Annotated in this window: 14 protein-coding genes; 11 read left to right on the top strand and 3 right to left on the bottom strand. The window is 63.7% G+C overall.

The window, feature by feature from the left end; genetic code table 11:
• The first annotated feature begins 12 nt into the window (after positions 1–12).
• Genes NKH35_RS20250 through lpdA form a run of 4 tightly spaced genes read left to right on the top strand, consistent with a single transcriptional unit; the run spans position 13 to position 3435 of the window.
• Positions 13–750, top strand: a complete 738-nt coding sequence (locus NKH35_RS20250) for a DUF4241 domain-containing protein (RefSeq protein ID WP_031195599.1) — start codon at positions 13–15, stop codon at positions 748–750.
• Positions 747–1253, top strand: coding sequence for a hypothetical protein (locus tag NKH35_RS20245; protein ID WP_023732888.1), 507 nt, complete (start codon positions 747–749; stop codon positions 1251–1253). The genes NKH35_RS20250 and NKH35_RS20245 overlap by 4 nt, the downstream gene beginning before the upstream one ends.
• Positions 1250–2005 (top strand): SDR family oxidoreductase, encoded by a 756-nt coding sequence (locus tag NKH35_RS20240; protein ID WP_352916043.1) that lies wholly within the window; start codon positions 1250–1252, stop codon positions 2003–2005. The genes NKH35_RS20245 and NKH35_RS20240 overlap by 4 nt, the downstream gene beginning before the upstream one ends.
• A gap of 23 nt (positions 2006–2028) precedes the next feature.
• On the top strand, positions 2029–3435 hold the full coding sequence (gene lpdA, locus NKH35_RS20235) for a dihydrolipoyl dehydrogenase (protein WP_023732889.1): 1407 nt from the start codon (positions 2029–2031) through the stop codon (positions 3433–3435).
• A gap of 842 nt (positions 3436–4277) precedes the next feature.
• Here the strand turns inward: lpdA and NKH35_RS20230 are convergent.
• Positions 4278–5339: a TraB/GumN family protein gene (locus NKH35_RS20230; protein ID WP_352916040.1), complete on the bottom strand. Its 1062-nt coding sequence runs from the start codon at positions 5337–5339 to the stop codon at positions 4278–4280.
• A 73-nt stretch (positions 5340–5412) separates the two neighbouring features.
• Positions 5413–6351, bottom strand: coding sequence for a tyrosine recombinase XerC (locus NKH35_RS20225; protein ID WP_352916037.1), 939 nt, complete (start codon positions 6349–6351; stop codon positions 5413–5415).
• Positions 6352–6447: 96 nt separating this feature from the next.
• Between NKH35_RS20225 and rimM the strand changes: the two genes are divergently transcribed.
• Positions 6448–7047, top strand: a complete 600-nt coding sequence (rimM, locus tag NKH35_RS20220; RefSeq protein WP_023730247.1) for a ribosome maturation factor RimM — start codon at positions 6448–6450, stop codon at positions 7045–7047.
• On the top strand, positions 7044–7742 hold the full coding sequence (gene trmD / locus NKH35_RS20215) for a tRNA (guanosine(37)-N1)-methyltransferase TrmD (protein WP_023732893.1): 699 nt from the start codon (positions 7044–7046) through the stop codon (positions 7740–7742). The genes rimM and trmD overlap by 4 nt, the downstream gene beginning before the upstream one ends.
• Here the strand turns inward: trmD and NKH35_RS20210 are convergent.
• Positions 7724–8476, bottom strand: coding sequence for a sulfite exporter TauE/SafE family protein (locus NKH35_RS20210; protein ID WP_352916034.1), 753 nt, complete (start codon positions 8474–8476; stop codon positions 7724–7726). The genes trmD and NKH35_RS20210 overlap by 19 nt on opposite strands.
• A 325-nt stretch (positions 8477–8801) precedes the next feature.
• Here NKH35_RS20210 and rplS point away from each other — a divergent pair, with 325 nt between their 5' ends.
• From rplS to NKH35_RS20185, 5 genes are all read left to right on the top strand, one after another.
• Positions 8802–9362, top strand: a complete 561-nt coding sequence (gene rplS, locus NKH35_RS20205) for a 50S ribosomal protein L19 (RefSeq protein WP_023670525.1) — start codon at positions 8802–8804, stop codon at positions 9360–9362.
• A 154-nt stretch (positions 9363–9516) separates the two neighbouring features.
• Positions 9517–9945, top strand: coding sequence for an organic hydroperoxide resistance protein (locus tag NKH35_RS20200; protein ID WP_023694503.1), 429 nt, complete (start codon positions 9517–9519; stop codon positions 9943–9945).
• Complete coding sequence (locus tag NKH35_RS20195; RefSeq protein ID WP_352916031.1) at positions 9942–10439, top strand: MarR family winged helix-turn-helix transcriptional regulator; 498 nt, start codon at positions 9942–9944, stop codon at positions 10437–10439. The genes NKH35_RS20200 and NKH35_RS20195 overlap by 4 nt, the downstream gene beginning before the upstream one ends.
• A 237-nt stretch (positions 10440–10676) precedes the next feature.
• Positions 10677–11477 carry a transporter substrate-binding domain-containing protein gene (locus tag NKH35_RS20190; protein WP_023834686.1) on the top strand — a complete coding sequence of 267 codons (801 nt, stop codon included), beginning with the start codon at positions 10677–10679 and terminating at the stop codon, positions 11475–11477.
• 169 nt (positions 11478–11646) lie between these two features.
• Positions 11647–12462, top strand: coding sequence for an amino acid ABC transporter permease (locus NKH35_RS20185; RefSeq protein ID WP_023698366.1), 816 nt, complete (start codon positions 11647–11649; stop codon positions 12460–12462).
• Position 12463 lies beyond the last annotated feature (1 nt).

The following is a 12463-nucleotide window of genomic DNA, read 5'->3' as shown; positions in this document are numbered from 1 at the left end:
AGCTGATCCGTCATGAGCGGCTGGCTGGCGCGGTTTGGGTTCAAGCTGGGTCGAGTAGCGGGTAGCGTATTGAGGCGTTCCCGGCCGGCGGCTTCCGCCGCCATCTCTCCGCCGGCGACATCGACTGAATGGGATTCGGCGCCAGCGAGCAGCAATCTCGGTGTCTTCGCTCTCAGCGAAGCCGAAATGGCGGAGCGGAAGATCATCGTCACCGCGATCGGTGAGCTTGAGCTACCGACCGGCGAAATCATCGCTTGCGATCCACTGATTACCGGGCTGGAACGGCCTGTGTTTAGCCGTAAGGTCAGGCCGGGATGCTATCCAGTCACGTTGCTTGAGGCGCAAGGCCGTGTTGCTGCAGCGGTATTGCGGTTTGGCACTGGCTTGCCGGTGCGGTGGGAGTTGGCTGCCTTCGTCCGCGACGTCGGCACATCGTCCTGGAAGTCTGGATTTATTGTCGATGATAATGTTGCTTCGTTCATGGACAAGTCGGTTCTGACGCTGATGTCCGACCAGGAGGAACTCGACAGCTATCTTGCTGACGTTGCATGCTCGTTCGACAAGTTCCGCATGGATAATCCGGTTGATGGAAATCCGCTTAATATAGCCATGTTCGACACTGGCTTCGGTGATGGGAACTATTATTCCTTCTGGGGACTGGATGCGGCCGGCGAGCCGCTGGTCTTGATGACCGATTTCGAGGTGCTCGAAAACGCCGACGGCCGCGAGAGCAGCCAGAGCAATTCATGACAAACATCGCTTCGCCAATGATCGGATTTATGGCCGGGCTGGCTGTTCTCGCAGCGGGTTACGAGGCGCATGCCGCCTGCCCGCTGGCGCTTGCTGTCTATGGCGATGCCGAAAGCGAGGCCGGCATTGATTTCCGGCCGACGACGGATGCGGTCACCGTCACCAACTCGTTCAAGATGGTGCTCGACAAGGGCATCGTTCTCGACGGCATTGTGATGTGGACCTCCGGTGTTTCGCGACCGCATGGCTCGCTGATGTACAAATGCCCGACCGGCGACGTCACCGGTGACGAGCTTGCCGCCTGCACGGTCTGGCAGGGCGTGGTCTACAGCGCCGACGACAAGGGCAACATTGCGCTGCTGGCGGCCGAAGGCACGGACGCGCCGCAGAGCCTGATCTTCCCCGATCTTGGTCCATCGTTGCAGATGTCGTCTGCCTTTGGCTCCAATGGTTTTTCGAAACTGCCGTGGGATGTGTTTTTGCTGAAAGGTTGCCAGAAATGAGCGCGGCGAAGAAAGTTCTTCTGGTCACCGGCGGCAGCCGCGGCATTGGTGCGGCCACTTGCCGGCTTGCGGCGAAGGCCGGCTACCGCGTCGCGGTCAACTATGCCGCAAACGAGGCCGCGGCCCAGGCGCTGGTCGCCGAGATCGAGGCCGGTGGCGGTGAAGCGATAGCGGTCAAGGGCGATGTCGGCGTCGAGGCTGACATCGTCGCCGTGTTCGAAGCCGTCGATAGCGCCTATGGCCGGCTCGACGCCCTGGTCAACAATGCCGGAATCGTCGACGTCAAGGCGCGTGTCGACGAGATGAGCCTGGCGCGGCTGGAGCGCATGATGCGCATCAATGTCATCGGCTCGTTTCTGTGCGCCCGCGAAGCGGTGCGGCGCATGTCGAGCAAGCATGGCGGCGAGGGCGGCGCCATCGTCAACATCTCGTCGGCTGCGTCGCTACACGGCTCGCCAGGCGAATATGTCGACTATGCCGCGTCCAAGGCGGCGATCGACACCTTCACGCTCGGACTGGCGCGCGAAGTCGCGACCGAAGGCGTGCGGGTCAATGCGATACGGCCAGGCATCATCGACACCGAGATCCACGCTTCGGGCGGCCAGCCGGACCGGGTCGAGCGGTTCCGCGACATGCTGCCGATGAAACGAGCCGGCACGGCGGATGAAGTCGCGCATGCCGTTCTCTATCTTTTGTCGGATGAAGCGTCCTACACGACGGGCGCAATCCTGAATGTAAGCGGCGGCCGCTGAGCCCCAAGCTAAGGGAAACGAACATGGCTTATGATGTCGTTATCATCGGGTCGGGACCGGGCGGCTATGTCTGTGCCATCAAGGCGGCACAACTCGGGCTCAAGGTCGCGGTGGTCGAGAAGAACGCCACTTTCGGCGGCACCTGCCTGAACATCGGCTGCATCCCATCCAAGGCGCTGCTTTATGCCTCGGAGATGTTCGCCGAGGCCGGCCATTCCTTCGATGCGCTGGGTGTCGAGATACCGGCGCCGAAACTCAATCTGAAGAAGATGATGGCGCACAAGGACGCGACCGTTTCGGCCAACGTCAATGGCGTCGCCTTCCTGTTCAAGAAGAACAAGATCGACTCGTTTCGCGGCACCGGGAAGGTGGTCGCGGCCGGCAAGGTGTCGGTGTCGGCTGAGGATGGCAAGGTCGAGGAGATCGAGACGAAAAACATCGTTATCGCCACGGGCTCCGATGTCGCCGGCATTCCCGGCGTCAAGGTCGACATCGACGAGAAGGTGATCCTGTCGTCGACCGGAGCGCTGTCGCTGGAGAAGGTGCCTGGCCATCTGGTGGTGGTCGGCGGCGGCGTCATCGGGCTGGAGCTTGGCTCGGTATGGGCGCGGCTCGGCGCCAAGGTCACCGTGGTTGAATTCCTCGACACCATCCTGGGCGGCATGGACGGCGAGGTTTCCAAGCAGTTCCAACGCCTGCTTTCGAAGCAGGGTTTCGAGTTCAAGCTCGGCGCCAAGGTGACCGGCGTTGCCAAGGCCAAGAAGGGCGCGACCGTCACCTTCGAACCGGTCAAGGGCGGGGCGGCCGAGACCATCGAGGCCGACGCGGTGCTGATCTCGACCGGACGCCGCGCATATTCGGATAGCCTTGGACTGAAGGAAGCCGGCGTCGAGGTCGACGAGCGCGGCCGGGTCAAGATAGACAGCCATCTCAGGACAAACGTCGCCGGCATCTACGCCATCGGCGATGTCATCGCCGGACCGATGCTGGCGCACAAGGCCGAGGATGAAGGCGTGGCGGTGGCCGAGACCATTGCCGGCCAGGCCGGCCATGTGAATTACGACGTCATTCCGAGCGTCGTCTACACCAGCCCGGAAATCGCTTCGGTCGGCAAGACAGAGGAAGAGCTGAGGAAGGCCGGCATCGACTACAAAAGCGGCAAATTCCCGTTCACCGCCAACGGCCGCGCGCGCGCCATGCTGCACACGGACGGCTTCGTGAAGATCCTCGCCGACAAAGCCAGCGACCGCGTGCTCGGCGTCCACATTGTCGGCTTCGGCGCCGGCGAGATGATTCATGAGGCGGCGGTGCTGATGGAATTCGGCGGCTCATCCGAAGACCTCGCCCGCACCTGCCACGCGCATCCGACAATGTCGGAAGCGGTGAAGGAAGCAGCGCTGGCGACGTTCTTCAAGCCGATCCATATTTAAGGAAACGCTGGAGGGACAGCACCCCCCTGTGGCCTGCCGGCCATCTCCCCCTCAAGCGGGGAGATTGGACTTCACCGCCGCGTCGCGAGCTTTCAAGTTTCTCACGTTTCTAACCTGGCGCTGTTCGTGAACTGCCGATCTCCCCTCTCGAGGGGGAGATGTCCGGCAGGACAGAGGGGGCGGTGAAGAATCGCGACGCTCGCCGATAGGTGCCCCAAACAAAACGGCCCACTTTTCAGCGGGCCGTTCTTGGCTGGAATCAAGATGCCAGATCAGTTGGCCAGATTACGGGCTCGGCGCCGGAGCGGGCGCGGGTGCCGGGGCTGGCGCAGGAGCCGGTGCGGGAGCAGGGGCTGGTGCCGGTTCGGCGGGCTTCATCGGCTCAGCCGGTGCAGGTGCGGGCGCCGGTGTGCTGGCTGCCGGCGGCTCTGCGGGTGCAGGATGTTCGCCGCTTCTGCCGAAAACATAGTACGCGACAATCGCAAGGATGACGACGACCAGCGCAATCAGCCAGCCGCTGCCACCACCCGACCTGGGCGCTGGATCGTTAGGGTTCGCCATAAAAGTGTCCTCCGTGGATGAAAAGCATCAATCAACACCCCTCAACGCGCAACCGTTGAACGGGTTCATACTAGGCCTTCAAATTGACGAACGCAGGAAAATTCTGATTCGCAACCGCTTGTTGGCCTGTATTTCCCCCGCAAAATCAATCACGAACGAGGTAGAACGAGCTTAGCTGGCCTTTTCCGCCAAAAATAGGGCCAACCGCCTCCGCTTTGCGAATCAGTTGCGCACCGCACAGAGCCGGGCTTACGTGATTCGGCATTCAAGACGGGCGCTGCTCAGTCGACGGCGGTGACGGTATAGCCGGCCTTGCGAAAATCCTCGACCAGGCCTTCGGGGCCGGGAAGATGCATGGCGCCGACGGCCATGAAGGCATTGCCCTTGGCCAGGATCGGTGCGGCATGGTCGGCCATGACCTTGTTGCGGCCGGTGATCATCGTCCGGTCGAATTCGGCGTAACCTGCGTCGTCTTCGTCGGGCGAGATCGAACGCAACAGCGGCCAGAAGGTGCCGGTGTCGCCGCGCTGGTAAAGCACGATCATGGTTTCGTTGATGTCGTTTATCTTGTCGCCGAGCTTCAGGGTCTCGACCAGCCCCTTGATGTGGAACGCAAGCGGCAGCGAGGCCATGGCGCGCAGCTGGCTGGCTGCGGTCTCCAACCCTTCCACCGGCTTGCCATTAGCCTTGGCGTCCTGCGCCAGCTTGACGTCGAGAACCGGTGCGCCGCCTGCCTGACGGGCGACCTCACAGACCGGCAGCGCGACCATGGCCGACAGCAGCCACGGCTTCATCTTGGAGACGCTCGCCGGCGGAATGCCGCGCGCATCGAGCCCTTTGTTCACCACCGCCGCATCCTCCGGCGACAACAGCGACGACAACGTCGTGTTGTCGGTGAACATCATCAGCTCGGGTTCCTTGAGCATGGCCTCCATCATCTTCTGCTTGTCGAGCACGTCGGTGGTCTCGATGATGATGGTGCCGGCAGCGCCATAGGCTTTCCTGGCTGCCGGCGGCAGAGTGGTCACGCGCGGGTCGGTCATGTGCATGGTGCCGAACAGGAAGGATGGCTTTTCGCCTGATTTCTCCAGCTTCCACAACAGGCCCTTGCCGTTCAGCGTCGCTGCTGCTTCCGTCTCGATCCTGGAATAGGTGGCGGGGTCTTGCTTCTGCAGGGCCGACAGCAGATCGGCGCCGGCGCAGGCCGGGGCTTCGGCATGCGCCCTGCCCATGGCAAGCAGCAGCACGATGAGGAAAGACAGGAAAAACAGGGCGTTGAGCGCGACGAGCAGCTTCAGCGACACAAGGGCGGCGCGGTCGGCGATGGCAAGGGCGCGTTTCATGGTGCGGTTCTAGGACTGAAAAGCGGCGAAACGGTTAACCGGCGTGGGGAAATTGTCCTGGACTTATACAGTGTCACGCGCGGGGATGGGCAGATTCGTAGATCTCGAGCAGCCTTGCCGTGTCGACGCCGGTATAGACCTGCGTCGTCGACAGGCTGGCGTGGCCGAGCAGTTCCTGGATGGTGCGCAGGTCGCCGCCGCGCCCGAGCAGATGGGTGGCGAAGGAATGGCGCAACGCGTGCGGCGTCGCGGTGTCGGGCAGGTTCAGCGCCGAGCGCAGCCTGGCCATGTCGCGCTGGACGATGGCCGGGTTGAGCGGCCCGCCGCGGGCGCCGCGAAACAGCAGGCCCTTGGGATCGAGATGGTAGGGACACAGTTTTCGGTATTCGGCGATTGCCCTGAGCGCCACCGGCAGCACCGGCACCAGCCGTGTCTTGCCACCCTTGCCGGTGACGCGCAGCACGGTGTCGGCTTCCGATGCCAGGTCGGCGGCGCTGAGGCCCAGCGCTTCGGAAATGCGCAGGCCCGATCCATAAAGCAGCGTCAGCACGGCGGCGTTGCGGGCGGCGATCCAGGGCTCTTCAGCCAGCTGGCCTTCCACCGACACGACATGTTTGGCATCGCTGGCGGTCAGCGGCTTGGGCAGCGATTTCGGCTGGCGCGGCGCGCGCAACGCAGCGGCACCAGCGGCATTGGCGAGACCGCGCCGTTCGAGGAAGCGCAGCAGCGAGCGGATGCCGGCGAGGCCGCGTCCGAGCGTGCGGGCGCCGGCGCCGGCGTTGCGCCGCGCGGCAAGAAAGCCGCGCAGAACGGCCGGGCGCAGAGTGGCGATGTCGGAAAGACCAGGCGAGCCGCCGCAATGCCCTGTGAGGAAATGCAGGAACTGGCGCGTGTCGCGCTCATAGGCTTCGACGGTCGCCGGCGACAGCCGGCGCTCGCGCGCCAGCATCTTCAGCCAGCTTTCGCGCGCTGCCTGGAGGTCGGGTTTTGCCGGGATGAGAAATTCCTGCATGCCGCCATTGTCAGGCAGCCGGGTTAGGAAGCGGTGAAGAACCTGTCATTGAAATGACGCCGGTAGGGCGTTAGAGCAGGGCAAAGGATATCAGCCATGTCGAAGCCCCAGAACCCCGTGCAAATGGCCGTGATCGGCGCCGCCCACGGCATCAAGGGCGAATTGCGGGTGAAGACTTTCACTGGCGAGCCGATGGCGCTGGCCGATTATGGGCCGCTCTATGCCAAGGACGGCCGCGTTTTCCAGATCACCGACATAAGGCCCGCCAACACCGTCGTGGTGGTGCGCTTCAAGGGCATTGCCGATCGCAATGCCGCCGAGGCGCTGGCCGGAACCGAGCTGTTCGTCGACCGCTCGATGCTGCCCGACGATGGCGAGGAGGACGAATTCTACCACGCCGATCTCGTCGGACTTGAAGTCCGCGACGATAAGGGCGCGGTCATCGGCAAGGTGGTGGCGGTGCATAATTTCGGGGGCGGCGACATTCTCGACGTTACCCTCGGCGGGCGCAAAGGCGTGCTGATCCCGTTCACCCAGGCCGCCGTGCCTCAGGTTTCGATCGCCGAAGGTTTTCTCCGCGTCGACCCGGCAGCCGCCGGCCTTGTCGAGGATGAGGATGGCGACGCGCCGCGCGAAGAAGATTTCGACGCGAAGGGCCGACCGCGCGGGCCGCGCGAAGCCGGAGGCAACCGGTGACGTTCAAGGCGTCGGTGCTGACGCTCTATCCCGAGATGTTTCCGGGCGGGCTAGGCCTGTCGCTGGCCGGACGGGCGCTCGAAGTCGGGACATGGTCGCTGGAAGCTATCCAGATCCGCACCTTCGCCAGCGATCGCCATCACACCGTCGACGACACGCCGGCCGGCGGTGGCGCCGGTATGGTGATGCGCGCCGATGTGCTGGCCAAGGCGATCGACCACACGTCGCCGGCGGGCGATCCGCGGCCGCGTTTGCTGATGAGCCCGCGTGGAAAGCCGCTGACGCAGGCGCGCGTGCGCGAACTGGCTGGCGGGCCAGGCGCCGTCATCGTTTGCGGCCGGTTCGAGGGCGTCGACCAGCGGCTGATCGAGGCGCGTGGACTGGAAGAGGTCTCCATCGGCGATTTCATCCTGTCGGGCGGCGAGCCGGCGGCGCTTGTGCTGCTCGACGCCGTTGTGCGGCTGTTGCCCGGCGTCATGGGCAATGCGGTGTCGGGCGAGGAAGAAAGTTTCGAGAACGGCCTGCTCGAACACCCGCATTACACGCGGCCACAGGAGTTCGAGGGCAGGCCGATCCCCGACGTGCTGGTCTCCGGCAACCACAAGAAGATCGCCGCCTGGCGGCGTGCGGAGTCCGAGAAGCTGACCAGGGAGCGCCGGCCGGATTTGCTCGCCGCTCAGCCCTTGGCAAAATAGTAGACGGCGAGAAACAGGCCGACGGCGATGACGAAGCCGCGTACTGCGTTTTGCGGCACGCGCTTGGCGATCCAGACGCCGGCATAGCCGCCGAGCGCGCCGCCGGGGATCATGACGATTGCCTGAGGCCAGGCAACAACGCCGCCGGAAACGAAGACCAGTATGGCAACGGCGGCGATGACCACGGCCAGCATGTTCTTCAGCGCGTTCAGCCGGTGATAGTCGCCGGATTGCGTCAGGCCGAGCGTCGCCAGCATCATGACGCCCATGCCGGCGCCGAAGAAGCCGCCATAGATGGCGGTAGCGAACTGCGCCAGCGAACCGGCCAGAGAGCCGACCGTGGCTTCATGCCCAGGCTTCGGCGTTGGTTTCAGCCACGGCCCGGCGGCGAACAAGGCGGTTGCGGCCAGCAGCAGCCACGGCACGAGGGCGCGGAACGACGGATTTGAGAGCGCCAGCAGGATGAGCGCACCAGCCAGCGCGCCCAAAGCCGAGATCAGGCAAAGCAGCAGCGCGCCGCGCCAGAAATGCTTGATGTCGGTCCAGTAAGCCAGCGTCGAGGTGATGTAACCGGGAAACTGCGTCACCGAGGACGTGGCGTTGGCGACGATCGGCGGCAGGCCGGCCAGCGTCATGGCGCCGAAGGTTATGAAGGTGCCGCCGCCGGCAACCGCGTTGACGGCGCCTGACAGAAAACCCGCGAGGAAGAGCAGGACTGTGTCGAAAACAGACATTGTGAGGCCGCCGGACAAGTGTGCTGCTCCCGGATTAGGAAGCTTGAAGGGCCGGCGCAACCCTGCACTGGACGATTGCGTGGTGGCATGCGACCAAAAAAGACAGGGCCAAGGCGTGACAAGTCAGTGAAATAGCTGTATGTGCCCGCCCGTACTGGCGAGAAAAATCTCCCGGACCCGTCAACAATGACGGTGTAGTCGCCCCTGCCCAATGTTTCGAAGACAAGATGTCTCTGGACAAAAGGCATAGCCGAGCGGTCAATGGAACTGCAAGGCGAGTGTCGGACGCTCTGACTGTCGGAAGAACAAGAAGTGGACTATTGAGATGGATATCATCCGTCAGCTCGAGGCCGAACAGGCCGCCAAGATCGAAGCCAAGCGCAAGCTTCCCGAGTTTCAGCCCGGCGACACCGTGCGCGTCCAGGTCCGCGTGACCGAAGGCACCCGCACCCGCGTCCAGGCCTATGAGGGCGTCGTCATCGCCCGCGCCGGCGCCGGCTTCCAGGAAAATTTCACCGTCCGCAAGATCTCCTACGGCGAAGGCGTCGAGCGCGTTTTCCCGGTCTACTCGCCGATGGTCGAAGGCGTCGAGATCGTGCGCCGCGGCAAGGTGCGCCGCGCCAAGCTCTATTATTTGCGCGACCGTCGCGGCAAGTCGGCCCGTATTTCGGAAAACACCGGCGTGCGCGCCCGCAAGCTGAACGATGAGGAGCGCGACGCGCTGAACGCTGAGAAGGCACGCATCGAGGCCGAGAAGATCGCCGCCGTGCAGGCGCTGGCAGCCGAGAAGGCCGCGCAGGAAGCCGCCGAGAAGAAGGCCGCCGACGAAGCCGCCAAGGCCGCCGACGAGGCTGCAAAGGCCGCGGAAGCGACCCCGGCCGAATAAGATCTCGACCAAGGATTTTGAAAAGGCGGCTTCGGCCGCCTTTTTTCGTTTCACCAGACTGTGAACGATTGCCGGCCGAGAGTTGCGCCACGGCTGTTGACTCGAATTATCTTGTACACTAAATGATCGTATACAAAGCAAATGGAGAACTGACATGGCACTCTACACCACACAGGCTCGCGTCACCGGCGGCCGCGCCGGCCACGGCGAGACCAGCGACGGCCTGCTGAAGGTCGACCTCGCTTTGCCGAAGGAGCTCGGCGGACAGGGTGGCGCCACCAATCCCGAGCAGCTGTTCGCGGTCGGCTATGCCGCCTGCTTCGAAAGCGCCATCCGCTTCGTCGCGCGCAAGCAGAAGCTGCCGCTGGACGATGCGGCGGTGAGCGCCACCGTCAGCCTGCTTCCCAATGGTGAAGGCTTCAAACTTGGTGTCGCACTGGCCGCGGAGACCAAAGGCCTTGATCAGGCGGCGGCGGAAGCGCTTGTATCGGCAGCGCATCAGATTTGCCCCTATTCCAATGCGATCAAAGGCAATATCGAGGTGGCGCTTTCGACCGTGGCGCTTCCGGCAAAGGCAGCATGACGACGAAGACCGAAACCAGGGCCAGCGAAGTCCCGGCGGACACCGGCGGGAGGATCGCCGTTCCGCGCCTCGACCAGCAGCTCTGCTTCGCGCTCTATTCGGCGAGCGGGCTGATGACCAAGCTCTATCGGCCGCTGCTTGACCCGCTCGGCCTGACCTATCCGCAATATTTGGCGATGCTGGCGCTGTGGCAGCATGCGCCGAGCACGGTCGGCGAACTCGGCGAGGCGCTGGGGCTGGATTCGGCGACATTGACGCCTCTGCTCAAGCGGATGGAAGCGGCTGGTCTCGTCACCCGCCGTCGCGATCCGGCCGACGAGCGCCGCGTGCTGGTCGAACCGACTGCCAAGGGCCAGGCGCTGCGCGCCCGCATCAAGGACGTATCCGCAGGCCTTGCCTGCGCCATGCCGCTGGAAGTCGAGGAGCTGAAGTCGCTGCACCGGACCTTGACCGGATTTGTCGCCAAGCTGCGTGAGGCTACGTCACCATCCTGATCCGTCATCTGACGGGTTCCCGTGTCCAGGAGGGGCCTGGTTTGCCGGCGGCGCAATCACGGAATAAATTCCGACCACGGGGCGTTCTAAAACCGCGTTGGTTGAAGGCATTGGAATCCGCTTTCACCGGACGCTGAGCACCGGACCGGCTTGCAAGCCGTCTGCGGACGGCTAAAGTCGCGCCTGGATTTTCATGCGAGCCCGGCTGCAAGCGGGCTTCTCATCCTGGAGCGTGTCATGACCAAATCGAAGCTGCTGCTGGCCGCCCTCGCGGCCTGTTTCCTCGCGCCCGTCGTTGCATGGGCGGCCGATGCACTGCCCGATCTCGGCGGCAAGAAGGTCGTGGTGGTGACGGAAAACGCCTATCCGCCGCTGCAGTTCATCGACGCCAAGACCGGCAAGCAGATCGGCTGGGAGTATGACGCGATGGACGAAATCGCCAAGCGGCTGAACTTCAAGGTGGAGTACCAGAACACCTCCTGGGACGCGATGATCCAGGCGGTTTCCGACAACCAGTACAACATTGGCATGACCGGCATCACCATCAAGGACGACCGAAAGGAGAAGGTCGATTTCTCCGACCCCTATATGCGTTCGGAGCAGTTCATGCTGGTGCGCGCCGATGAAAGCCGCTTCACCGACGCCAAGACCTTCGCCGCCTTCAAGGACGGGTTGATCGGCGCGCAGGCCGGAACGACGCCGTTCTACACCGCCGTCTACAGCGTGCTCGACGGCAATGAGCAGAACCCGCGCATCAAGCAGTTCGAGACCTTCGGCGCTTCGGTGCAGGCACTGAAATCCGGCGACGTCGATGTCGTCCTGACCGACGGCACCGCCGGCAAAGGCTATGTCGATGCCTCCGGCGGCAAGCTCAAGCTGATCGGCGGCCCGCTCGGCACCGAGGATTTTGGCTTCATCTTCCCGAAGGGCTCGGACCTGGTGAAGCCGGTCAACGCGGCGATCGCGGCGCTGAAGGCCGACGGCACGATCGAGGCGCTGAACAAGAAGTGGTTTCTCGACTACAAGATGGGGCAGTGATGTCCGACTCCTTACCCTCCCCCTTGTGGGGAGGGTCGATCCGCGAAGCGGAGCGGGGTGGGGGTGCCAGCGCCGGCGCTTTGTCACGACCCCCACCCCGGCTCACCAGCTTTGCGATGCAAAGCTTGTTCGCCGACCCTCCCCACAAGGGGGAGGGTGAAGCGCCCTGATGGCCACGCCCCCCGCTTCGACTCTCAAATCCGATTTCCCCTGGTGGCTTGCCGCCGCGATCGCGCTCGCCGTCGTCGCTGCGCTCTCCATTGCCGCCAGCGATCTCTACGCCCAGGTTTTTGCCACCGTCGCCAAAGGCATCGGCATCACCATTCTTGTCACCGTGGTCGCCTTCGCGCTGGCTTCCGCCGTCGGGCTCGGCATTGCGCTGATGGGGCTGTCGGGGTCGCGTTGGCTCAAGCAGATCGCTCGTTTCTATGTCGAGATCATCCGCGGCGTGCCGATCCTGGTGCTGTTGTTCTGGATCGCCTTCGCCGGCGCGCCGGCCTTCGTGGCTGCGTGGAATGCGCTGACCGCGCCGCTGCAAAACGCCGGCTATCTCGGCGAGCTTTTGGTGCGCGACGTGTCGCTGTTGTGGCGTGCGATCATGGCGCTGACCATCGGTTATTCCGCCTTCATCTCCGAGGTCTTCCGCGCCGGCATCCAGTCAGTCGAGAAAGGCCAGATCGAGGCTGCCAAGGCGCTCGGGCTGACGCGCACGCAGCGCTTCCGGCTGATCGTGTTCCCACAGGCGATCCGCACCATCCTGCCGCCGCTCGGCAATGACTTCGTCGCCATGGTCAAGGATTCCTCGCTGGTCTCGGTGCTCGGCGTCGCCGACATCACGCAGATGGGCAAGATCTACGCCGCCGGCTCGTTCCGCTTCTTCGAGACCTATTCGATCGTCGCCTATATCTATCTCATCCTCACTGTCAGCCTGTCGCTGGCACTGCGGGGGCTGGAGCAACGACTGCGGCGGGCGCAGCAGGAATAGA

This window comes from Mesorhizobium sp. M1143 (genome assembly GCF_040318435.1).
In the GTDB taxonomy this organism is placed as follows: Bacteria; Pseudomonadota; Alphaproteobacteria; order Rhizobiales; family Rhizobiaceae; genus Mesorhizobium.
Note: the sequence above shows the minus strand (reverse complement) of the source record. Positions and strands in the feature narration are given on the sequence as shown.